General features: G+C 39.5%; 18 protein-coding genes. 10 read left to right on the forward strand and 8 right to left on the reverse strand.

Features of this window, described 5'->3' with window-relative positions:
- Nucleotides 1-140: 140 nt before the first annotated feature.
- Entirely contained in the window at nucleotides 141-1,115 is a 975-nt protein-coding gene (locus B4G94_RS19100) for an electron transfer flavoprotein subunit alpha/FixB family protein (protein ID WP_286861047.1), read from the reverse strand.
- A 21-nt stretch (nucleotides 1,116-1,136) separates the two neighbouring features.
- Nucleotides 1,137-1,874 carry an electron transfer flavoprotein subunit beta/FixA family protein gene (locus B4G94_RS19105; protein WP_108636533.1) on the reverse strand — a complete coding sequence of 246 codons (738 nt, stop codon included), beginning with the start codon at nucleotides 1,872-1,874 and terminating at the stop codon, nucleotides 1,137-1,139.
- A gap of 475 nt (nucleotides 1,875-2,349) precedes the next feature.
- On the opposite strand from B4G94_RS19105, the gene B4G94_RS19110 reads away from it, so the two are divergent.
- The gene (locus B4G94_RS19110) at nucleotides 2,350-2,682 is read left to right on the forward strand and encodes a tetratricopeptide repeat protein (RefSeq protein ID WP_108636534.1); all 333 of its coding nucleotides are present in this window, start codon (nucleotides 2,350-2,352) and stop codon (nucleotides 2,680-2,682) included.
- An 84-nt stretch (nucleotides 2,683-2,766) separates the two neighbouring features.
- Entirely contained in the window at nucleotides 2,767-3,186 is a 420-nt protein-coding gene (locus tag B4G94_RS19115) for a copper resistance protein NlpE (protein ID WP_108636535.1), read from the forward strand.
- A gap of 92 nt (nucleotides 3,187-3,278) precedes the next feature.
- On the opposite strand, the gene B4G94_RS19120 is transcribed toward B4G94_RS19115, so the two are convergent.
- From B4G94_RS19120 to rsmI, 4 genes are read right to left on the reverse strand one after another with little or no spacing between them, the layout of a single operon-like run.
- Complete coding sequence (locus B4G94_RS19120) at nucleotides 3,279-4,415, reverse strand: cysteine desulfurase family protein (RefSeq protein ID WP_286861050.1); 1,137 nt, start codon at nucleotides 4,413-4,415, stop codon at nucleotides 3,279-3,281.
- 52 nt (nucleotides 4,416-4,467) lie between these two features.
- Nucleotides 4,468-6,084, reverse strand: coding sequence for an apolipoprotein N-acyltransferase (gene lnt, locus B4G94_RS19125; protein WP_286861052.1), 1,617 nt, complete (start codon nucleotides 6,082-6,084; stop codon nucleotides 4,468-4,470).
- Nucleotides 6,085-6,098: 14 nt separating this feature from the next.
- On the reverse strand, nucleotides 6,099-6,818 hold the full coding sequence (locus tag B4G94_RS19130) for a PH domain-containing protein (RefSeq protein WP_286861055.1): 720 nt from the start codon (nucleotides 6,816-6,818) through the stop codon (nucleotides 6,099-6,101).
- A 36-nt stretch (nucleotides 6,819-6,854) separates the two neighbouring features.
- Nucleotides 6,855-7,520, reverse strand: coding sequence for a 16S rRNA (cytidine(1402)-2'-O)-methyltransferase (gene rsmI / locus B4G94_RS19135; RefSeq protein WP_104384296.1), 666 nt, complete (start codon nucleotides 7,518-7,520; stop codon nucleotides 6,855-6,857).
- Between the two features lie 92 nt (nucleotides 7,521-7,612).
- On the opposite strand from rsmI, the gene B4G94_RS19140 reads away from it, so the two are divergent.
- The 6 genes from B4G94_RS19140 (at nucleotide 7,613) to B4G94_RS19165 (ending at nucleotide 16,758) form a co-directional block, all read left to right on the forward strand.
- Complete coding sequence (locus B4G94_RS19140) at nucleotides 7,613-8,686, forward strand: class I fructose-bisphosphate aldolase (protein WP_286861059.1); 1,074 nt, start codon at nucleotides 7,613-7,615, stop codon at nucleotides 8,684-8,686.
- A 91-nt stretch (nucleotides 8,687-8,777) separates the two neighbouring features.
- Nucleotides 8,778-10,049: a serine--tRNA ligase gene (serS, locus tag B4G94_RS19145; protein WP_286861061.1), complete on the forward strand. Its 1,272-nt coding sequence runs from the start codon at nucleotides 8,778-8,780 to the stop codon at nucleotides 10,047-10,049.
- Between the two features lie 621 nt (nucleotides 10,050-10,670).
- Nucleotides 10,671-13,898 carry a SusC/RagA family TonB-linked outer membrane protein gene (locus tag B4G94_RS19150; RefSeq protein WP_286861062.1) on the forward strand — a complete coding sequence of 1,076 codons (3,228 nt, stop codon included), beginning with the start codon at nucleotides 10,671-10,673 and terminating at the stop codon, nucleotides 13,896-13,898.
- An 11-nt stretch (nucleotides 13,899-13,909) separates the two neighbouring features.
- Nucleotides 13,910-15,502 carry a SusD/RagB family nutrient-binding outer membrane lipoprotein gene (locus B4G94_RS19155; protein WP_286861063.1) on the forward strand — a complete coding sequence of 531 codons (1,593 nt, stop codon included), beginning with the start codon at nucleotides 13,910-13,912 and terminating at the stop codon, nucleotides 15,500-15,502.
- Nucleotides 15,503-15,749: 247 nt separating this feature from the next.
- Nucleotides 15,750-16,205 carry a helix-turn-helix domain-containing protein gene (locus B4G94_RS19160; RefSeq protein WP_108636543.1) on the forward strand — a complete coding sequence of 152 codons (456 nt, stop codon included), beginning with the start codon at nucleotides 15,750-15,752 and terminating at the stop codon, nucleotides 16,203-16,205.
- On the forward strand, nucleotides 16,195-16,758 hold the full coding sequence (locus B4G94_RS19165; protein ID WP_286861066.1) for a PIN domain-containing protein: 564 nt from the start codon (nucleotides 16,195-16,197) through the stop codon (nucleotides 16,756-16,758). The genes B4G94_RS19160 and B4G94_RS19165 overlap by 11 nt, the downstream gene beginning before the upstream one ends.
- Nucleotides 16,759-17,902: 1,144 nt before the next feature.
- On the opposite strand, the gene B4G94_RS19170 is transcribed toward B4G94_RS19165, so the two are convergent.
- Nucleotides 17,903-19,147, reverse strand: coding sequence for a hypothetical protein (locus B4G94_RS19170; protein WP_286861068.1), 1,245 nt, complete (start codon nucleotides 19,145-19,147; stop codon nucleotides 17,903-17,905).
- A gap of 44 nt (nucleotides 19,148-19,191) precedes the next feature.
- Entirely contained in the window at nucleotides 19,192-19,668 is a 477-nt protein-coding gene (locus tag B4G94_RS19175) for a hypothetical protein (protein ID WP_286861071.1), read from the reverse strand.
- 608 nt (nucleotides 19,669-20,276) lie between these two features.
- Here B4G94_RS19175 and B4G94_RS19180 point away from each other — a divergent pair.
- Together B4G94_RS19180 and B4G94_RS19185 are read left to right on the forward strand one after the other, a co-directional pair.
- Entirely contained in the window at nucleotides 20,277-21,878 is a 1,602-nt protein-coding gene (locus B4G94_RS19180) for a TlpA family protein disulfide reductase (RefSeq protein WP_286861074.1), read from the forward strand.
- 8 nt (nucleotides 21,879-21,886) lie between these two features.
- Nucleotides 21,887-25,048: a SusC/RagA family TonB-linked outer membrane protein gene (locus tag B4G94_RS19185; RefSeq protein ID WP_286861076.1), complete on the forward strand. Its 3,162-nt coding sequence runs from the start codon at nucleotides 21,887-21,889 to the stop codon at nucleotides 25,046-25,048.
- Nucleotides 25,049-25,053 lie beyond the last annotated feature (5 nt).

The raw sequence follows: 25,053 nt of genomic DNA on the forward strand, positions 1-25,053 counted from the left end.
CGTTCCGTGTGAAACAAATTTATCGATCTCCCTTGCTGATGCCGGCCTTTTTAATTGGGGAAATTGCAATTAGTTAAAGGGTAAATAAAAAATCCCCAATCATGTTTTGAATGAATGGGGAGGAAAATATGCGGTAAATCCTAATGACCTTTGTAAGCCTTTAGAGCCTGTGTCAATTTGGGGACGATATCAAAGGCATCACCAACGATACCGTAATCCGCAACTTTAAAGAATGGTGCTTCAGGATCCTTGTTGATCACGACAATTGTTTTTGAAGAGCTAACACCGGCTAAATGTTGAATAGCGCCGGAGATCCCGATGGCAATATAGAGGTTGGGACTTACAACGATACCCGTTTGGCCGACGTGTTCGGAATGTGGGCGCCATCCTGCATCAGACACAGGCTTGGAACATGCCGTGGCTGCGCCAAGGACATCTGCAAGTTCTTCGATCATCCCCCAGTTTTCCGGACCTTTTAGTCCACGGCCAGCAGAGACAACGATTTCTGCCTCCGGGAGGGAAACTTTATCTGTTGCGCGAACAATTTCTTTAACAATTGTCGAGAAGTCCGTGGACGCAATATTGGCTGTAAAAGGTTCAACAACGGCAGTACCTCCAGTTTCCTTGGTTTCATAAGCATTGGGATTTAAAGCGATCACTTTGATCGCTGCGGTCAATTCCACTGTAGCAAATGCTTTATTTGAAAATGCGGTCTTTTTGACGGTTAATTTTTTACCTTCGATGGTCGGCAGAGCCAAAGCGCCGTCAGCTAGTGCCGCGTGAAGCTTTGCGGCAATACGGGGAGCAAGTCCTTTGCCAGAAAATGAGTTGGAAAGTACAAGCAGATTCGCGCCTGTGCTTTTGACAGCTTCTGCGATAATGCTCGCATAAGCCTGGTTGACAAAGGAAGAAAGCTGATCAGTATTGACCGTTAGTACCTTTGATGCACCATAGTTGCCCAGTGTAGCAAGTTCATCCTGTGCGACATTGCCAATCGAGATGGCAATAAGGTCGGTGCCAGTATTATCGGCGATGGCTTTCGCATAAGAAACGACTTCAAAAGCAGACTTTTTGAATTTTCCATCGGTATTTTCTACATATACAAGTATTGACATAGTTTTTTCGGAATTTAATGATTAAATAACTTTGGCCTCATCATGTAACAGCGAAACCAGTTTCTCAACTTCTGCCGCATCAACGAGTTTTACAGTGCCGCGTGGAGCTGGAGTCTCATAATTAACAATGTGGGAAAGCGTATCAACTGCGGATGGTTCCAGCACATCCAATGGTTTGGTCCGTGCGCTCATAATACCACGCATGTTAGGTATCTTAGGCTCTGCGACTCCTTCCGCTGTACCAATAACAATTGGAAGTTTGGCGGTTAACACCTCTTTGCCACCTTCTATTTCACGTTCAATACTGACAGCATCAGCAGCGATATCGATCTTCTTGGCAATGGATACCGATGGTATATTCAGTAATTCTGCAACGATTGCACCAACTTGTGCACCATTATAATCAATGGATTCCCGTCCAGTTAAAATAAGGTCAAAAGCATTGTCTCTGGCGTAATTTGCGATTTGATTGGCAACAAACCAAGCATCTCTCGGAATGGCATTAATACGTACTGCATTGTCAGCGCCTATAGCCAATGCTTTGCGAATGGTCGCATCGGTTGATGCATCTCCAACATTGATGACAGTCACTGTACCTTTTCCTCCTTCAGCTAATTCAACTGCCTTCGAAAGGGCAATCTCGTCATAAGGGTTTATAATAAACTGCACCCCAGTTGTATTAAAGGCAGTGTTGTCATTTGTAAAAGTGATCTTCGATGTAGTGTCAGGGACATTACTTATACAAACTAATATTTTCATATACGATTGGTTTTACCCAAACTTACCATATTTTCTCCCAAATAAAAAGCCCCCAACCGCTTAAAATTTTGGTTTACCTCAGGTTTTTGTTATTGTATTATTTTTAATTTATAATGATTTTTTGCTTATTATTTTATTGTATTTGTAATTTATAGCCTGCTTCGTGCTTTTTTTAATAAATTTTTCTAAATTCTACATGTATTTTTTCAATAAAAACAAACCGTCAGCATAGTGTCATTTTGTATGCTTGCATAGTATTTTTGATAGCATATCTCTGTTGCGGAGTTATTGCTCGATAGCGAAGGGCCGAGCCAGCACAAAGAAACCTAAAGTGTTAACTAACACTTGCTCTACGTGAAAAATGAAAGAGAAACAGGTGGATTGATCGGATAATTTATAGTATCGAAACGCGGGCGCTATAAAATAATTGTTTACAGATGAGCCCAATTTTAGTTAAATTTGAAATAAAAAAGATATGTCAACACGATTGGATCAACTCAACGAATTTTTGAAAGAGAGCCCTGAAGATCCTTTTTTAAAATATGCCATTGCTGCAGAGTACCTGAAACAAAATAATGAGCAGGAAGCTTTAGACAGATTTGAGAAGCTGATCAATAGCCATCCGGACTACGTCGGAACATATTATCATCTGGGAAAATTATACGAAAAACTGGACAAACAGGAGCTTGCGATCAAAACATATAAACAGGGAATTGATATTGCACGTAAAAGCCGCAATTTCCATGCCTTGGGCGAGTTACAGGGCGCTTTATCATTTTTGGACGAAGACGAAGATGATGATTTTTAGTTCTTTCTAAATTTTTGGTATCTAATTTGTTATGAATTTTAAGGGTGTAACTATTAGATGCTGATTTTTTGAATTTGGAAAGAGATGAAAAGGTTTATTTGGACAGTAGGAGTGATGGTAATGATTGGATTAGGAGGGTGTGATAATCCGAAACAGAGTGTGGCTGCCTATAAAGATAATTTGCAGGAATTAAAAGGAAGAGACAAAGCTGAAATTGTGATCGGAGAATATAAAGGGGTGATGCCTTGTGCGGATTGCGACGGTATAGAGACGCTTATTTCTTTACATAAAGACAATACCTATAAATACTCGTCCAAATATCTTAACAAAAGCGATGATGTTTTTGTGCGCGAGGGAAAGTGGAAATTGGATGAAAATATAATCACGTTGGATGGTGTCGATTATAAATTCAAATTGGGCAATCATATCTTGAGTCAATTGGATCTATCAGGTAATGATATTACGGGTGATATTTCCAAATACTATGTACTGACGAAGAATTGAAATTTGCCGCGGGATATAATATTTAGATAAAAGCAAAAAAAATCCGAAGAGAATTCTCTTCGGATTTTTTTTGCTTTTATATTCCCACAGTTCTATCTACTTTTTGAACAAAGTTCTTTTAAAGTTGACACAACAAAATCCACTTCTTCTTTAGTATTGTTCTTGCAAAAGGAGAATCTCACCGAAGGCCGGTCAGCATTTGTTTTGATTGCCCCAAGCACATGAGAGCCAATATCGGTCCCCGAACTACAGGCGCTTCCACCGGAACAGGATATGCCCGCTATATCCAAATTGAATAATAACATATCGGCAAGATCACTGCAAGGGAAAGAGACATTCAGTACCGTGTATAAAGATTTTTCTGGTTCGACAACGCCATTGAATTCGATATCCGGAATAGCTTTTTGTAACTCTTCAATCATATATGATTTAAGGGCTTGAATATAAGCTTGGTGCTCATCCATATGTTCATAGGCCAGTTCCAACGCTTTCGCGAGACCAGCTATCCCATAAACATTTTCGGTGCCGCCACGCATATTCCGTTCCTGGGCGCCACCATAAATCAATGGTTTGATTTTGTTATTAGCGTTGATATAGAGGAAACCTACGCCTTTCGGACCGTGAAACTTATGGGCTGCACCAGTAATAAAATCAATTTTAAGCTGCCCCAGATCATGCGGATAATGCCCCATGGTCTGTACCGTGTCGGAATGAAATACGGCATTGTATCGCTGACATAATTCCGATATACGTTGGATATCATTAAGGTTGCCGATTTCATTATTGGCGTGCATAATAGAAACAAAAGTACGGGGATTGCTACTTAAGAGCTCCTCCAGTTGATTAAGGTCTAAATTACCTTTACTGTCTACATTGAGTAAATCAAGATGAACTTTTCCCGCCTTCTCAAGCTCTTCCAGCGTATGCAGGACGGCATGGTGTTCTATTGGTGAAGTGATCGCATGCGTGATGCCAAAGTCCGTGATCGAACGTACGATGGCCATATTGTCGGCTTCGGTGCCCCCCGAAGTAAAGAAAATTTCTGCCGGAGATACATGGAGTAGGTTGGCGATCGTTTTCCGTGCTTTTTCTACGATTGTTTTTACTTGTCTTCCGTGACTGTGAATAGAAGATGGATTTCCAAAGTTGTTATCCATGACATCTACCATTACTTTAATAACTTCAGGATCTAAGGCTGTAGTCGCAGCATTGTCAAAATATACTTGCATGGTGCAAAATTACAAATCTCAAAAGTAAATCAAATGCATTAAATGACTTATTTTAATCAGAATTTGGTCGTTTTTTTACCAATATAAAAAATCCAGCCAGAGCGATTGCTAAGCCTAGGTAAGCAGCGATATCGCCAGTTTTGGTATATGCTGTAATTTCCTCGTTTAAATTGATTTCCTGATTCAATGCGGCGGGTACCCACCATTTTGTCTGCTGTACAATATCACCGCGTTGATTGATAAAACCGGATATCCCAGTATTTGCCGATCGGGCAACCCAGCGTCTATTTTCAATGGCTCTTAGTTTGGCATATTGCAGATGCTGGTCTTTCCCCGAAGTATTGCCCCACCAGCCGTCATTGGTAATGATCGCGATAAACTGAGCCCCTTTTTTTACATATTTCGCCACATAGTCACCCCAGATGGATTCGTAGCAAATGACCGGGGCAGCACCGATACCACTCTGGGCATAGAAAACCGAAGGCTCGGCCTGTTTCCCATAACCGCCTGTCGTGCCACCAAAAGCTTTAAATAAGGGTTTTAAAAAATTCATCGCCGCGCCAAAGGGCATCTGTTCCACACCAGGGACCAATTTGGATTTATGATAAAATTGCAGTTTGGATGAGTAATCGATCAATGTTGCCGCGTTAAAGTTGTCCTGGTAAATATTAGGCGCAATTTCACGTGCGGTCGTTGTCTTCGCATAATTATATAATTGATAACTCTCTATACCCGATAAGACATTACCGTTTTTGTACCGATCCAAAAATTGCAGAATCCGTTGATAGGAATAAGTCTCACGAAGATTTTCTTCATCAAAATCACCATTTTGTGAAAGGGCAGTTTCAGGCCAGATAAAAAACTCCGTGTTTGGTTTCGCTACGGAATTAGAAAGAGAAAACAAGGTGTTCAATTGTTCTTCAGGGCTGATCCGAAACTTGACGTAAGGATTCACGTTCGGTTGTACGACCACGACCTGGGCTGGATTTTGATGCTCCTCGTAGCTGAAATAACGAACCAAAGAATAGGCCGTGGGAACCACTGTGACCAACAGCAGGCAAAAGATAGGGACAAGTCTGTTTTTGAGCTGGTAGATCCCTTTTCGATTGAGATAAAGCACAAAAACCAAAATATTGACCAGCCAGATCCATATAGATCCGCCGTATACACCGGTGATGTCGTACCATTGGATCAATTGATGAAAGTTGGCAAAACCGTTTCCTAAAGTCATCCATGGAAATGCCAGGTCCCAGGAGGCGTGTAGAAATTCATAGCTGATCCAGAACCCCATCAATCCAAATAGGGATAATAGCAGTGAAGTTTTACGCCTTAATCGATAATACAGGAAAAACGCAAGAGCCATTAAAGCTGCCCCCAGGCAGAAAGGGATTAAGCTGATCAGAATTGCCGCAAAAGGAGGCATAACTGCCGAGATGGAATTATATACCCAGTAAATGGATGCCGTATTCCAGACAACAGCCATTAGACCCGCCGTTAGAAAAATCTTCTTTCCTTTTTTTTTAATTGTTTCGCTACGGATGATGTTTTCCAGTGCAACCAATAGGGGTATAAACCCAATAAAGAGCAGCAGGCTGGAATAGGGGATGGGAGGCCACCCCAACCACAATAAAAAGGCACTTAAAAGTGCCAATAAATAGTTATTCTTCACAATACCCACCTATTTTATAAACTGGATAAAACTTCTCTTTTCTTTTGCTCGTATTCGTCCTGAGTGATCAATTGCTTGTCGAAGAGTGTTTTTAGTTTTTTCAGTTTTAATGTAATTTCATCATCTTCCTCCTCTACTATCGGAGCAACCGGAACGGGAGCCGCCGGCGGTGTAACCGGAGCAGATGCCGCAGGTTGTACCGCGGGGGACGGAGGAGTAATGACCGGTGCCGGTGTTGCCGTCGGAGCTGGAGCTTGCTGGCTGGGTTCAGCCTTCTCAACAACGGTCTCCCGGGAACTGCTTGGCGCAATGACGATCTTTTCCTTTTCAGCGGCCAACTCAGCTTTTTTATAGTTTTCAAGAGCAGCCTTGATATATTGGTAAAGTTTCCTTGCCTGAACTTTTGGAATGTAGTCAATACTTAAATTCTCTCCGGTAAAAGGAATGACAGTGACTTTCGAACCAAAGATTTCCTCTTTGAAGGCAATATCCTTAATATCCTGCCAGCCGAAAATTTCAAAATCCGTCGCTAGCCCCAATTTCGTAAATTCGCACATAAAAATGCGCTTGTTGCTGATGGTGATACTGTCCGGTAAAATTGTTACCGCCGGTTTTTTCTGTACGGCGATATAATCTATTTTTTCTCCTGGAGTAAGCATGTCCTGGACCTTAGTAATCAATTTTTCAATGATTTTTATATCCTGTCCGTCCTGTGCAAATTGTTCCATGTTCATGTCAAATACGTTTTAGTAATCAAAGATTGTCAAAATTTATTCCAATCCACCTACACAAAATACAAATTCTCCTTTAATTGGATTGTTTTCAAAGTGTAATTTTAAATCAGTTAATGTTCCGCGGACATTTTCCTCGTACAGCTTACTTAATTCCCTGGAGATAGAGGCTTGCCTTTCTGCTCCGAAAACAGTAATAAACTCTTCTATTGTCTTGAGGATACGGTGTGGTGATTCATAGAAAATCATTGTTCTTTTTTCTTCCGCCAAAGCCTTTAATCGCGTTTGGCGTCCCTTTTTCACAGGAAGAAAACCTTCAAAGCAGAAGCGGTCATTAGGTAGGCCTGAGTTGACCAATGCCGGAACAAAAGCGGTGGCACCGGGTAGGCATTGTACCTCTAGTCCCTCTTTGATAGCCGCCCGGACCAATAAAAAACCGGGATCGGAGATCGCTGGTGTCCCAGCATCTGAAATGAGGGCGATGTTTTGCCCTTCTTTCAGAAATTTGATGATTTCAGAAACCGCTTTATGTTCGTTATGCTGATGGTGCGCAAAGACCTTTTTATCTATCCCAAAATGCTTTAAAAGGGGAGCACTTGTCCTTGTATCCTCTGCTAAGATGATGTCTACTTCTTTCAGAATATTGACTGCACGAAAGGTCATGTCTTCCAGATTGCCAATAGGTGTTGGAACTAAATATAACATGGTCAAAGTTAAGTTTTTTTTACTATATAATATGTGCTAAAACATTCTGCCTCTTTTGGAGTTATTTTCTAATATAAATGCACGTATAAATTATGCAATACATTGAAAAAATACAAGCACATCTTGCTGGAGAAGCAGATTATCTATTAGCGTTTGACAAACCTGCGGTTTCTAAAACGATGCTCCATCTTCCCGGAGGGACATTTATCGATCAGGTATATGGTAGCAGTGACCGCACACCACAGGTTTTACGCAGTTTAGGGCAGCTTTTTGGAACCGGTCGGTTAGCCAATACAGGATATCTGTCCATATTGCCGGTAGATCAGGGAATAGAACACAGTGCCGGAGCTTCCTTTGCGCCTAACCCGCAGTATTTTGATCCGGAGAATATCGTGAAATTAGCATTGGAGGGCAACTGTAACGCGGTAGCCTCGACTTTTGGCGTATTGGGCGCGGTATCGCGGAAATATGCGCACAAGATTCCTTTCTTGGTCAAAATCAATCATAACGAATTGTTGACCTATCCCAATCGTGCTGATCAAATCCTGTACGGAACGATACGCGAAGCCTGGAATATGGGGGCGGTAGCCGTTGGAGCGACTATTTATTTCGGTTCAGAGGAATCTGACCGACAGATTATCGAGGTCGCAAAAGCATTTGAAGAAGCACATTCACTTGGTATGGCTACTGTATTATGGTGCTATTTGCGAAATTCAGCATTTAAAACAGGAGACAAGGACTATCATCTGGCAGCAGATTTGACTGGTCAAGCCAACCATCTTGGTGTGACGATCAAAGCGGATATCATTAAACAAAAGCTTCCCGAGCTGAACGGTGGCTTTAAAGCCCTTAATATGGGGAAGAGTAGCTACGGTAAATTAGATGAACGGATGTATACGCAGTTATCGTCGGATCATCCGATTGATCTTTGTCGCTACCAGGTGCTCAACTGTTTCGCCGGTAGGGCAGGATTGATCAATTCGGGCGGGGCGTCCGGGCAGAATGATATACAAGAAGCCGTGAAAACCGCTGTGATCAATAAGAGAGCCGGTGGGACAGGCTTGATATCGGGCCGGAAGGCTTTCCAAAAGCCGATGCAGGAAGGTGTGGAATTGCTCCATGCGATCCAGGATGTCTATTTATGTAAAGAAGTTACGATAGTATAAGATGTGTGGTGGATAATCACTGTAATTATTGCCAAAAAGCGGCAATTTTCACTATCTTTGTTCACTATTTTTTAAATAACACATTTATATTATGTTGCAATTAAATTATATCCGTGAAAACAGGGATACGGTTATCGAAAGATTGGCTGTCAAGCATTTCAAGGAAATTGGATTGGTCGACGAAATCATCAGTTTGGATGAAGACCGCCGTAAGATCCAAGCGGAATCGGACGCACTTTCGGGCGAAGCTAATGCGGCAGCGAAACAGATTGGAGATCTGATGCGCCAAGGAAAAAAAGAAGAAGCTGAAGCCGTTAAATCCCAATCGTCCGGATATAAAGAGCAGGTGAAGCAACTGCTGGATAAATTAGGAGCAATCGAAATCGAGTTGAATGATAAGATTGTACAATTGCCTAATTTACCGCATCAATCTGTTCCTGCAGGTGTAAGTGCTGATGACAATGAGGTGGTTTTAACCAACGGGGAGATTCCCGCTTTATCAGAAGATGCGTTACCACATTGGGAATTGTTAAACAAATATGATATCGTGGATCTGGAGCTCGGTGTAAAAGTTGCCGGAGCAGGATTTCCGATTTATAAAGGCAAAGGCGCAAAATTGCAGCGCGCATTGATCAATTTCTTTTTGGATCAGGCAGCCGAACAAGGGTATGAAGAGGTACAGGTGCCCATTTTGGTTAACGAGGAATCCGCTTTTGCTACTGGGCAGTTGCCCGACAAGGAAGGACAGATGTATTATGTCAACAATGATAATCTATACTTGATCCCTACGGCAGAGGTGCCAGTAACCAATATTTACAGAGATGTGATTGTCAAGGAAGCCCAGTTTCCGATTAAGCATTGTGCTTATACACCATGCTTCCGCCGCGAGGCAGGTTCCTATGGTGCCCATGTGCGCGGTTTGAACCGTCTGCACCAGTTTGATAAAGTAGAGACTGTGCAAATTGTTCATCCGGAAAAATCGTATGCGGTGTTGGAGGAAATGAGCCTGTATGTACAAGGCTTGCTTCAACAATTGGGACTGCCTTATCGGGTGTTGCGTTTATGTGGAGGCGATATGAGCTTCACTTCTGCGTTGACCTATGACATGGAGGTGTATAGTTCTGCGCAAAAACGTTGGTTGGAAGTATCTTCTGTTTCCAATTTTGAAACCTATCAAGCCAATCGCCTGAAAGTGCGTTTCAAAAATTCAGATGGAAAAATGCAATTAGCCCATACATTAAATGGTTCAGCCTTAGCGCTGCCACGTATTGTCGCTGCGATTTTGGAGAATAATCAAACGGACAAAGGTATCCGGATACCATCAGTTTTGGTACCTTATACCAAATTCGAATATATCGACTAGTCGAACGAATTAAATAACAAAAAGAGACTCTACCTAAGCAGGTAGAGTCTCTTTTTTGAAATAACTCGATTTAAAACAACTTTAGAATCGTTATAAATTGTCTTTTTTTTGCCTGCAAAAAATATGAAAATATTTGTGTTAATGATTTCTTAATACATTGTTAATGTTTTGTTAAATATAATTGATTCCGTATAAAATTCTGTTTATAGCATGTTTGCATTGTTTTTATTCTAAAATGAATCTTGTGTTTGAATTTGCAAGATACTGCTGCCTTTGTTGCGGTATTTTTTGTTTTTACGAGTGAATGTTAAAAAACTTGTAAAAGCAACTTAGGCTTTCTATATTTGAAACCGCTAATAAAAATCGCACTAACTATTATATACTGTAAATGCTGAAAAGAGCAAATTTACAGCTGGATATTTATCTAAGGACTGACTCTACATCTACCTAGAGCCCGCTTTCCCAATAATATTTTCAACTGTTATCCCATGAATGGCGGTACGCTATTTTGCGTATTGTTGTTTATTGTCTAAACAATGTCTGTTTAGACAGTTATGTTAACGGATATAGTTTATATCAATATATAGGATTAGAAAAATAATAAAATTAACTAACTAAAACATGAAACAAACATTACTAAGTTTTCTTGTTGGCGGAATGATTCTGACTTCGGTTGCATTCGCTCAAGAAAAGAAGATTAGTGGTCGTGTTACATCTGCTGATGGTAAGGGGTTACCAGGGGTTACAGTGGTTGTACAAGGAACTAATCAGGCGACGCAAACAGATGCAAGTGGTAATTATTCATTGAATGTACCTGCAGGCAAAGTTGTTGTCTTCCGTTCAGTTGGTTTTGATGATAAAACCATTATTGTTAACAACAACAGCACTGTGTTCAACGTCTCTTTAGAGAACCACGATAATGCACTGGAAGAGGTTGTTGTGACTGGTATGGGTCAATCGCGTCAAAAACGTGCTTTGAGTTATGCTACACAAGAAGTCAAAGGAGAAAAACTGACTGAAGCAGCTAATAGTAATCTAGCGACGGCATTGCAAGGTAAAGTATCGGGGGTTCAGGTGACACCTTCCTCGGGTATGCCGGGGGCATCTGCTAATATTACAATCCGTGGTGCACGTTCATTTACAGGAAACAACTCGCCATTATATGTTGTTGATGGATTACCTATTTCATCTACTTCTGATGTATCAACTGGTAATTCTGTTTCTGGAGCAGATTATTCTTCCAGAGGTTTGGACATTGATCCAAACGATATCGAAAGTATCAACATCTTGAAAGGACAAGCAGCATCTGCATTGTATGGTATGCGGGCTTCAAATGGGGTAATCATTATTACAACGAAGAGCGGCAAAGGAAAACAAGGTAAACCACAGATATCCTATAATTCTAATGTTTCTTTTGACAAAGTATCCGTTCTTCCGGATTTTCAAACGACATACGCTCAAGGGGTCAATGGTAAATATGGTGCTAATACTGGTTATTTATCATCAATGTCTTGGGGGCCAAAGATTCCTGAATTAGCAAATGATGCTATTTATGGTGGAAATGTTGATAACAGTTATACCAAGCAATATGGAAAACATGAGGGAATGTATTATGTACCACAACGTGCTAATGCAGGCTTAGACCCTTGGGCTACGCCTCAAGTTTACAACAATGCGAAAGACTTCTTTAATGTAGGCAATACATTCAACAATTCCTTCAATATTGTACAAGGGTTTGAGAAAGGCAGTTATGCGATGTCTTTGGGAGCTACTAATGCTAATGGTATTGTTCCTTCAACAGGTATGGATCGGTACACGGCTAAATTATCAGGTGAGGCTAAATTGTCAGAAAAATGGACAACTGGTTTTACTGGTAACTATGTGAATTCTCATATCTCAAAACAAACCGGTGCAAATAACGGGATTATTGCTACTTTATATGGAGCACCTGCTTCTTATGATTTAAAGGGTATTCCTAGTTCTTATTTGAACAATCCGACCAAACAAAATACATATCGTGGTACAACTGGTTTTGATGGAGTTTATTGGGCTACAGAACATAACAAATTTACGGAAGATACACAACGTTTCTTTGGTAATGGATTTGGTCAATATGCGACTAATTTGGGCGAAAACCAAAAATTAACATTGAAGTATCAAGCTGGGGTTGACTCCTATACTTCTAATTATACCGACCTTTGGGGATACGGTCATGCTAATGGTAAAGGGGAAGTAGAAAACTATCATTTTTCTGTTACTGAGTGGAACTCTTTAGGTACGGCAGCATACAACTGGAAGATCAATGATGATTTGGTATTTGATGCCATGGTTGGTAACGAGATTGTAAACCGCAACAGAAGAAGAGATTACGGTTATGGAATGAATTTTAATTTTCCGGGATGGGATAATATCAACAATGCTTCTACCGTAACTGCTGAACAAACCTTACGTCATACACGCACATTTGGTACTTTTGGTAGCTTAGCCTTGGCTTACAGAAACATGTTGTTCTTAAATGCAACAGGTCGTAATGATATTGTTTCTTCTATGCCTAGAAATAACCGTTCATTCTTCTATCCATCTGTCTCAGCAGGCTTCGTATTTACAGAATTAGATGCAGTGAAAAATTCGGTGCTGACTATGGGTAAGTTGAGGGCCTCGTATGCTGAAGTTGGGCAAGCAGGTGATTATTATGAGAATTATTTTGACAAACCTACTTACGGTGGTGGTTTCTCAAGCGGTACACCTATCCTTTACCCAATTAACAGTGATGGTGTTACTTCTTACACTTCATATCCAATTGTTTACGATCCAAATTTGAAACCGCAAAATACACAGGCGTTTGAATTGGGTACTGATTTGACATTCTGGAACGGTTTAATTAATTTGAACTATACCTTCTCCCGTCAGAATGTAAAGGATCAAATTTTTGAAGTGCCGTTGGCTGCTTCTACCGGTTACTCCAGTTTAGTAACGAATGGTGGTAAGATTCATACGAATTCGCATGAGTTGACATTGGCTGTTGCGCCATATCGTTCAGGAGATTTCAAATGGGATTTTGCATTTAACTTTACTAAAATTGACAACTATGTTGATGAGTTGAAAGAAGGTGTAAACAGTATCTTCATGGGGGGGTTCGTTGAGCCACAGGTTCGTGCGGGTATCGGATATAAATTCCCTGTAATTTATGGTGTTTCTTATTTAAGAAATGATGCCGGTCAAATTATTGTAGATAAAGACGGTCTACCTTTAGCTGGTGAAGAGAAAGTAATCGGTAGCGTCTCCCCAGATTTCAACCTAGGTTTCAATACCAACTTTGAATACAAAAAAATAAGACTTTCGGCGGTATTGGATTGGAAACAAGGTGGACAAATGTATCACGGTACTTCAAACACCCTAAATGTATACGGTGTAACACAGAAAACGGCTGATTTTCGTGATGGAAATGGATTCTTATTTGAAGAAGCTGCTGTTAAAGAAGTCGCTCCAAGACAGTATGCACCAAATGATATCATGATTGACGCAAATCCTACTTTTGATGCAAATGGAAAAGTAAATAACGTATCTACTTATGATTACTTTAACCGTCTGAGCAATATTTCTGAGGCTGGTATCCGAGGAACTTCATTTGTGAAATTGCGTGAGATTGCTGTGGGATATCCTGTATATCAAAACTCAAAGATCAAAGTTGACGTAAATGCATTTGCACGTAACATCATTTTATGGTCTGAGCTGAAAGGGTTTGATCCGGAGGTTTCACAAGGTAATACCAATATGTCGGGAGCTTTTGAGCGTTTCTCGCTTCCGGGAACATCGAGCTATGGTTTAGGTGTTAATGTTAAATTCTAGAATTTAGTATCATGAAATTAAAATTAAATATAGTTGGATTATTGGCCTTAGGCGCTTTGGCTTCACCGATAATCTTTACGGCTTGTTCTGAGGATGCAATGGACAAGATCAATGAGAATGTGAACAAACCAAGTGATGTACAGGCGAAGTTTATCTTGACGGATGTAATCACTCGGACTGCATTTTCAAACGTAGGTGGAGATTTTAATACTTATCTTTCTACCTATGTTGAACATGAAGTAGGAACAGATAATCAATTGTGGAATGCTGAGCATCGTGAGAATGAGCCGCAACGCGCATCTACTTTTAATAATACTTGGGGTAACGTTTATACAACCCTAAAGGATGCACGTATGGTTATCGAAAAATGTTCGACAGGAGGAAATCAAGAAGGGAATTATACAACGTTGGGAATGGGTCAGGTGATGGCAGCATACAATTTAGCGCTATTGACTGATATGTTTGGTGACGTGCCTTATTCAGAAGGTTTTAAGCCATTGGAAATCCGTAATCCAAAACTTGATAAGCAAGAAGAATTATACAAACAGATTAATGCTTATTTAGATGCGGCAATTGAAAACTTGCCAAAAGGTGATACGCATGCATCTGGAAATGTGGGCTCTCAGGATTTGCTGTATCGTGGAAATGTTGCTAAATGGGTGAAATTTGCCCATGGGTTAAAAGCAAGATATGCGATGCGATTGCTGAAAGTAACGTCAGATAAGACTGCCGCATTAAATTTAGTAATCTCTGAGGTAAATAAATCGTTTGAAAATGCTGGCGAACAAGCTGCTTTTAATGAATATGGAGCAAGTAATTTGAATCCACTATTTGATTTTCAATGGTCGAGAGATGGGTTGGCTGCTAGTAAGAGTTTAGCGGATAAGATGATTGATCGTAAAGATCCACGTTTGGTCCGTGATTTTTTTACGCCACAAAATTCAAACACTGGTGTGTGGACACAAGTAAATGATATCGCATCAAATGCAGCATCGTATAATTTATTGGCACCAAATGGAGAAAATACTCAGGTCAAATATCATTATTTAACATCAACTTTTGTTTTTTCCCAAACTGCTCCTACTCAATTGTTAAGCTATCATGAGTTGTTGTTTTTGAAGGCAGAGGCGATGCAAAGATTAGGTAAAAGTTCGTCAGAAGTAGAGCCAATATTAAAAGCGGCAGTAACGGCGGCTATTGCGAACTCGGAGAACTCTGTGAATGCTGCATTTGTTGCGCCTACAGTATTGGCTAACGGTATAGTAACAGAAACTTCAGCAACGTTGACCGCAAGTGATGCAGGTAATTATTTTGATAAAAATGTAAAACCATTATTTGCCGCAAATCCATTAAAGGAGATTGCTAATCAAAAATACCTAGCGTTCTTTGGTGCATCTGGCGAATCAACAGAAATGTACAATGATATCCGTCGTTGGAAAGCAAATGGTGAGAACCTGATTGAGTTGAAAAACCCAGGTAAATTTCCATTACGTTTACCATACGGTAACGATGATACGACAACGAACCCGAATGTTCAGGCCGCTTATGGTGATGGCGCGTACGTCTACACTGAAAATGTTTGGTGGGCAGGCGGTACTCGATAGTACATTTAATTCAATATAACACAAAAAGCGATTTCGAAAGAAGTCGCTTTTTGTGCTTTTATTATTTCTGATTCTCCGTGACCTCAAACTTGGGGAAATTACAATCCGAGTTGTTATTTTAGGTAGGGAGAATGAATTTTAATCTTTGTGACGCCTCCAAAAAGTTTAATGTTTATAAAGTTTGATTTTTGTTTATTTTTTTTGTTTCGTTTATTTCGTTTATATTTGTGGAATAAAATCTTATGTCATGACTATATTTGAAGAAATACAACGTCCTACGAAATCGGAGCAAAAAGTAGCCAATGCTTCTTATACTACATTAGCGGCTGCGTTATTACAGATCCAGTCCGATAATACTGAGATCGAAATAGAAGAGACGAATGATCGGATCAAAATACCATTTAAAGCACTTCGATTTTTGGGAGATATTCTAAAAGCAATGGGAGAGGGAAAGCCCATTTCTATAGTTCCCGTAGCTACAGAGGTAACTACACAAAGGGCCGCTGAGATCCTTGGCTGCTCTAGACCACATCTGGTTAAACTTTTGGAGGGAGGTGAAATTGCTTATACGAAGGTAGGGAAACATCGCCGTATCCGATTTGAAGATGTCTTGAGATATAAGGAAAATATGAAAGAGGAACAAAAGAAACATATCATCGATATGATGAATGCCGATGAAGAAACCGGTTTGTATGATTCATAGTGTTCGGTTCAAGGCTGTTTTAGATACGAATGTCGTGTTTCCCATTGTCATTCGTGATCTACTTTTTTGGCTAGCCTATTATGAGCTTTATACGCCAAAATGGAGTGCACATATTTTTGACGAATGGAAAGATGTTATGCTGCGCAAAGATGTTTCGGTAGTAGAAGCTGAAAAAAGGATACAGCGCGCAAATAAAGCTTTCCCAGATGCTCTAGTTAAGAACTATGAGGTACTGATTGAACATTTGAATTTGCCAGATCCAAGAGATTGTCATGTACTGGCAGCAGCAATAAAAACGAATGCAAACGTCATTGTTACCAATAATTTAAAGGATTTTCCAGCAGAGTACCTCACATCATTTGGATTGACAGCCAAGAGTGCAGACGACTTCCTGACGGATATTATAGATTTAAATCCTGAACAGGCAATATTGGCATTCAAAGAAATGGTGCTGAACCGTCGTAATCCAGCTATGAATGAATTTGAAGTATTGGATAGCCTCCGTAACTCGGGTCTAACAGATACGGCAAACTATCTCCATGCATTACTTTAAGGATCACGCAAAATAAAAAAATAATCTCCCTATTGAAACTTTATGACTGCCTAAAGAGTGATTCGATTCTGAAAGTAGAATATAACTCCGTTAATATAGATGTGATCCTATCCGTTGGTTAGACTAGCTTATCCGACTATTGAAGAGCAAGCTGGCAGATTATTTTTTATCAGCAGTTTCCTTGGGAATATTCACGGGTGATCTTCGGCTCATAGAGGGATTTGATAGGGGCCAAGTTAAGACCATGTTATTACCAAGTTCGAGCTGCAAGCAGGTTCAGAGCACAGTGAGTCCACGTTGAGTCCACCTGTTAATGTGCTTTCACTGTGCCTGCACGTTTTTTGCAAATCGAGAGCAGGACGAGCTTGGGGCGAACTTGTCCATAAGCTATTTACAAGAAGGTGTATTCAATTACAAATGGGCATGCAATAGTACTGCTGATTCAAGAAACCAATACCCGTCACAGCAATCCTTTTATGAAAATAAATTATTGGGTATTGTTGCAGAGTAGATGGATAATCGAGTTCCAGTTTCTACAAAATCATACATTGACATTAAAAACTTAATGAGACAACCTCATGAATATAAATGGGATTTAAGTTGGCATAGTGTCTATGGAATTCAAATTGCTAGAATTTGGCTACCTTAGATTATATTGAAGCGTCCCGAATACTTTAGTAGCAGCGCTTCCCTTGGGGGTAAAGGTAGAAGGCGCCAGTTAGGCGTCTTTTTTCTAATTGAAATTTCTATAGAAAAAAGAAGTATGTTTGGTCCTTAATTCATCAAGCCAATCACCATCTTACATTAAGAAGAACTTTTCATAAAGCAATCTATATATCAAAATCATCAATTTCTGGATTTTCTCGCTTTATCGAATTATAATATAAATTTGTAGCTGGATTTTCTTTTTCAATATTCGGATATTGATATTCGTCAACAAACGGTTTATAATTGATGTGTGATAATTGTGATGTATTGAGAAGTGGCTTGCTTCAAAAGACATAAAACGACCATAAAAGGAATTTTTATCGTATATCAATGGCAAGCAATTTTATTTCATTGTTTAGCCAAGTATTGGGTATATAGGTTTCAAGTAAATTCACCATAAAAATTATTTCATTATAAGGGTATTTCTCTTAAATACCTAAACAATCAACATTAGTACCTCAAACATCCCCACCAATTCCCTGAAATCAACAATAAACTCCGCCTTATCAAACGATAGGTCCTTGCGTTTTTTCGCTTTGAAGAGGTGATTATTGCAATAGTAATCCCAAACTTTTATTAGTTCTCCAGCTTCACGTAATTCGAGGAGGTCTTCAAATCTTTTATCTTGGCAACCCAGATCACCAACTAAATTGAAAAAGTTTACAAAATTGTTGAGTGTGTCCACTTGGACAGGATCTGCTTCAAAGCCTTCGATAATTTCTTTTGAAGAATAAATAATGGCTTCAATGGGAGGTAGTTCTCCTGTACCGGACAACCATGCTTCTAAATTGACAGGTGCTTTAAAATTCCCGCTGTTATTCATCAGTAAACTAAGCAAACCTTCTATCGATGAGGAGAGAAGCACTTTGCCATCGAAAGAAATAAGCAATTTATCATTTTCGTCGGTGTCTTCATACCAAATGAAAAATTGGCCTGAGGGGGTGTCTAATGGTGCATATTGCGAAATCCAAATTCTATAATCTTGACAATGCTCCAGAAATTTTTCACTTTCGGTAAGAATCTTCTGGTATGTTATCCTCATATTGTCAACGCCTTCTTCCAATGCAAATTCAGGGTTAGTGCTTTTATTCGTCAATTTCGCCAGCGCAATTTGTAACTCTAAAGGGGTGAATGCACTTTTATAGTTTTTCTTGATCAGAAGATAGATTGTAAGCGCGAATTTGGGTTTATTAAAATAACCGCGTGAGACTAGTATTTTTAGAATCTCTAATAGTTCATGATTAACTTTTGAACGCCCCCCTTTTTTAACCTCTATTTTCCAACGATAATTTCTAATTGTGCCATCTTTATAGGTGACGGTAAATTTATAATAATCTAACTCTAAATGCTCGTCTTTTTGATGGAGGTGTGTGCCGTGAATATCAATAGTTTCTTTCGGCGCCAGATCGTTTGGTATAATTTTTCGAATCCCAGTCGATGCAATAGCAGGTAGGATATCCAAGTATTCCGTCTTGATATGCTCCTTAAAAAATGGATTGAGAATCTCTGAAAAGTATTTGTTTACCTTTCCCATTAAAAACGAAACTTCCCGCTCAGATATTTTTTTCTTTTTGCAGATCTCATAGAAACGGACAAGAATTTCGAAATCAATTCTTGAGACTTTTTGCCTGCTAAGGTGTTCTGTAGTTGATATAATTTGGTTATCTTCTTTCTCTTCCATTGGTGTGGCCAATTTACTCGATCCAAAAGTAAGAAAAATTTAAATTATGCTATGTAATTTCCATTTTGAAGCTTTAAAACGCTATTCGAAGTCAATTTTTCCAAAACATCACTTATGACTTGGCGTTTTTCAATCATATCCTCTGTCAAATAGAGATACTCAAAAATATCTTTCAATGACTTTTTCTTGTTGAAGTAGCCAATCTCTTTCATTCCTACGATTACTTCTTCTGCGTCTGATGGATTAATCAAGCTAAAAACTACCTTGTCAACTAGTGTGCCGTCACTATAGGGGGAATTATCTGGAGGTAGAAGATTATGTACCTGCCAATCGAGAGCGACTGCAATTGTTGGAAAATCGATATGGGAATAATGTCCTTTCCTAGTACTTTCGATATTCTGTACATATTCTTCGCTTTTGCCAATTATTCTACCAAAAGCTTTAGCTGATATTCCTAAAATAAGTCTACGTTTTTTACTACCATTGATAATATAGAGAGCTAGACGTGTAATTTGTTCCATATTGCTATTTACAGTAATTGTTGTTCTATATGAATTTTAACGGGGTTTGTAAAATTTGTATTTTTGTATATTAATTGTTAAATTTGTATTGTAGGTAATAGGTGTATTAGCTTGTTATTCTACCTTTAAGTAGGCTTGTTTGCTGAATCATGTCTTAGAAAACCTAGGAAATTTTCAATTGGCGCAGATTCAGGAGATCAAAGCCTTATCTCTATCTTTGTTTTTTAACAAAGAAGAGATGGGCTTCTCTTGTTTTCGTCAATAGGCTTCCTAGGGCCTTCTAAGGGAAATGAGAAAGTCCATCTCTTTTTTATTGGATATCTCATTTATATCAGATTCATAATTCGAGCTTTTTTATAAACTAAAAAAAGAGAGTTATGAACATCAATGAACATGGAATTTTTATAGGAATTCCTCCTTAACTTGTGCTAAATTGAAGTCACCATTGTGACCACATCCGAAACAGTGTCAGTGTATCTATATCAACTGCTGTGTTAACCAATTTTTAGACGACTATATCGGAAAAATTTTACGAGTTATTTAATTACCTAATCTTGAGCATTCACTTAGGAAAAGGGTGAATTATGACCATTTTTAGAACCTTAAAAATGAACAATTTTTATAAGGCTGGGAAAGAACTGCCTATTGCGAAAAGGCATCCCAGCTCAAAACAAACAAGATGGAAGCGATCTATTGCTTTTTTAGATAAGACGATGAGCGTTCCAATCATACAGATTACAATTTTAGTAATCTTATATCTTTTAGTTTCTATGTTTAGTTTATCGGCTCAGACGCCCCGCAAGGACAGCGGGGCCGATGGGCTTTCCATTAAGCATCTTAAGATAGGGGATACAATCCCACAGGTCCTTTGGGATCTGAAGCTTGATGTCGTAGGGCATCCCGCTGGAGCAAAACAGATGACGCTCCGTGATTATAAGAATAGTGAACTAATTATTTTGGACTTTTGGGCTACATATTGTACCTCCTGTATAGCCGCATTTCCAAGCTTATCTAAGCTGGAAAAAGATTTTGGAAATGAGCTTAAGATACTTTCTATAAGTCATCAAGATGCTGCTTCAATTCAAAAGTTTATTGATAGGAGTGAATATCTCAAAGAAAATAATCTTGATAAATCCTTCTATTCCGTGGTTAACGATACAATACTGGCCAAATACTTTGGAAGGAGTACGATCCCTTTCAATGTCGTTATCGACAAAAAGGGAAAAGTAAGGGCTCTGACCACCCCTGATGAGCTGACAGCAGACAGACTTGCTATGATGATAGCAGATAATAACGCCAATCCGATTCTGCCGAGAAAAAGCACAATAGATGGCCCTTTATTAAACAGCATAACGGGCGAAGCAAAAGATATTTATTATAGTGCTATACTTCCGTATGATTCTACGCTTCCCGTAACAGTAAAGAAAAAGGTAGATTCTTTACGCCAGATCAAGCATATGGTCTTCCCTAACTGGGGTTTAAAACGTCTTTTTGCTTACTTAATCCACCATCAATCTCCTCGTAAGCAAAATATTGCTTCCATTCCTTCACGACGTATTATCGAAGCTGATCCACAAAGTGAGGCATTTTTGTCGGTTTTTGATACCAATGGGAAATATTCGAGAGTAACTTACGAGTCTGTTTCGCCAATGCTGGCACCAGACTCAACTATTTTTGACAAAATGAAGATCGATTTAAGTCTCCTGTCAGGAATGATAGCTTCCTATCAGAAGAGAGCAATTCCTTGTATTGTCCTAACTGTATCGAATCATAAGCTTCTCCCTATCAATAAATCTGGGTTAACCTATTCACGATTGGTACGAAATGGACTATCGGATGGAGATGGCACTGGTGAGGGGAGATTTAGACAACGTGTCAAATCGAAAGATAAGCGGTCAAAGAGCTTTATGAGCAACTATAGCATGAAGGATATACTATATGCTTTTAACCAATCCTTGGAGGTCAACTTTCCGTTTATGATCGATGAGACCGACTTTCAGGGTAAATTGGATTTGAGGTTACCGGATAAATTGGATGACCTCGGAGAACTACAGGTAGAATTTGCCAATCAGGGACTTAAGTTAAACTTAGAACAACGGGAACTGGATGTGATTGTGTTAACCTCAAACAGTTTCAAGAGCACAAATAAACCATTAAAGCTCACTTCAGATGGATATGTTTATGTAAGCGGAAAGGAGATTGCTCAATGAATAGGTTGATGATATTACTATTCGGGTTATTTCTAATAGTAACAAAAGGAAAAGGACAAACAACACAGATCACGCTATTTGATGCGGAAAAAAATACGGTATTAGAAGGTGTATCTATCTTAAACTGTAATGGGAAATATCTAGCAATGACCAATGAAAAGGGACATGCACGTTTGGAAAATGTCGATTTAGCATCTTGTTATATATTTAGACGACTAGGTTATAAAACGGATACAATTAGCAGCGCAATGCTGATGGATAATAATTGGGTCATTCAGCTGTATCCAGTCACCCAAGAGTTGGACGAGGTATTGGTCTCTACAGGATATCAAAAGATCCCGAAATATCAGACCACGGGTGCTGTAGATCTGATAGCTCATAAAGATTATCAAAGACAGATTGGTGCCGGTGTACTGGAACGCTTGGATGGCCTAGCTGCAGGGGTAACATTTGACCGAAGGAAGGGGTACATGAAAGATCTCCAGATAAGAGGTTACAGTACCATGACTTCGACAATTGCCAAGCCATTGATCATAGTAGATAACTTTCCTTTCGAAGGAGATATAGAAGCAATAAATCCGAATGATATTGAAAATGTATCCCTATTAAAAGATGCTGCTGCCGCTGCTATATGGGGAGCAAGGGCTGGAAATGGTGTACTGGTCATAACGACCAAAAAGGGGAAAATGGACCGGCCATTGACTGTGCAGTGGAATTCAAACATCGGCATCCTAGAGAAACCGGATCTTTTCTACTCCCCGAGAATCGGCAGTGGTGAATTTATAGACAATGAAATTTTTCTTTTTGAAAAGGGAGTCTTCAATGCAAATCTTTCCAATAATACCAAGCGGCCCATAGTCACTCCAGTCGTGGAACTATTGAACGCGGTGAGGAATGGCAAAGTAAATGAGATTGACGCGATGGCGCAGATAGATCAGTTTCGGTCACGCGATTTAAGGAACGATTATGACCGTTATCTGTATCGGAAAGGTGTCAATCAACAGCATTATATAACGATGCAGATGGGTGGGGCTAAATGGAATAATAGACTCGCATTTGGATGGGATAAGGATCTGAATGTACTAAAAGCTAATGATCAGAATAGATTATCTATTCGGGCGAACCAGCAGTGGAAACCATCTCAGCATATTGAATTACAGCTGGGGTTACAATATTCCCAGGCAATAGCTAATATCAATAATCCTGGCGAGCTATCTTCCATATATCCTTATGCGCGCTTGGCTGATGATAATGGGCTGCCCTTACCGGTTGACAATTCCTATCGGTATAGCTACATTGATACTGTTGGTCAAGGATTATTGATGGACTGGCGCTACTATCCCTTGAAGGAAATCCAACAGCGTAATAATAAAACATTGCGTAGAAATATTATCATGGATATCGGGACTAGATACCGTTTTTTGGACGAGCTTTCACTTGACTTGAAATATCAATATGGTAGACAGCAGAAAGATAATAAAAATTATCAATCCGAAGACTTATTTTACACCCGGGATCTAATTAATAGGTTCAGCGTGATCAAAAATGGGACAGTAGCTTATAACTTGCCCAAGGGCGGAATTTTAGATTATCGTAATGACGAAAGCATCAGCCATCAATTCAGGATGCAGATAAATTTTAACCATTCTTGGTCAGACAAACATGAAATACAGTCATTGCTTGGTGCAGAGTGGCGTAAGATTGATAACAATTCACATCTAGGTAGATCATATGGGTATAACGATGAACTCAAATTGTCCAGTCAGGTAGATTACGTTACACTCTTTCCTAATTTCGGCAATCTTTTCTCCAATATGTCGGTTCCTTTTTTGGATCAGTACACTTCCTCTGCGGATAGAATGGTTTCATTTTTCTTCAATGGAGGATATAGTTACAAAAAGCGATATACACTTTCTGCTTCGGCAAGACGTGATGCGTCAAATCTGTTTGGTGTCAATACCAATAACCGTTGGAAACCTTTATGGTCGATAGGTGGGAAATGGATCGTCAATCAAGAAAGTTTCTTCCATGTGCCGTGGATGAATCAACTGGTCTTGCGTACATCGTATGGTCATAGTGGAAATGTAAACAATGCTGTACCTGCCGTAGTTACGATTGATTATAATTCATTTTTGAGTGCACTGGGGAGATTACCTTATGCCAATCTGAGAAATGCGCCCAATCCTGATTTACGTTGGGAAGATGTCGCACAATGGAATATTGGTTTAGATGCAGTTTTTCTGAAAAATAGGATTTCGTTGACAATAGATTACTATAACAAGAAATCAACCGATTTAATTGCAAATGAAGATGCAGATAGAACAACAGGATTCTCTTCCTTTACACGAAATAGCGGAACCTTAGCAACAAAAGGAGTAGACTTCTCACTACGGGCGCTGCTCATAGATAGGAATTGGAAATGGAATGCTGACCTATTGGGAAGTTTCAATAGCAATCGTATGTTAATACTCAACCGGACGAGAACTTCATTGACCGCTGGTGAGTTTTTTGTGCCGCCAGCTATTGACTATCCAATGAATTCCATGTTCTCATACCGCTTTGCGGGATTAAATCCCAATACTGGGGCGCCACAGGGGTTTCTTGATGGGGAACTCAGTGAAAACTATACGAATTTGATCAGTACCACCAAAGTGAAATTAGAGGATCTGATCTACCATGGTAGTGTTGTACCTCGATACTATACTAATTTTAGAAATTCATGGAGCTATAAGGGCGTGGAAATGCTAATAAATATGAGCGGTAAATTTGGCTATGTATACCGTCGAAATACAATACTGTATGCACAGATGTTGTCTACTGGCTTAGCTGCGGCTCATGCTGACTATGAAAAGCGATGGCAGAATCCGGGGGACGAGCTTCATACCAATATTCCTTCATTACAATATCCGGCACTGGCATCGAGGGACAATTTTTATAGGTTGTCGGATGCGACAATCGAACCGGCGGATCACATCAGAATTCAGGACATCAGTTTGGCTTACTCATCAGCCGTAAAGTCTAAATACATCAAGGCTATGCGTATCCAACTTTTTGTCAATAACCTGAATTGGATAGTTTGGAAAAAGAGTAAAAATGAACTCGATCCACTATTTGCTGATAATACTCCGATTGCTCGTTCATATACACTAGGATGTAATTTTCAATTTTAAATCAA

It is taken from the genome of Sphingobacterium sp. UBA7625 (assembly GCF_002484085.1).
Classification (GTDB): Bacteria; Bacteroidota; Bacteroidia; order Sphingobacteriales; family Sphingobacteriaceae; genus Sphingobacterium; species Sphingobacterium athyrii.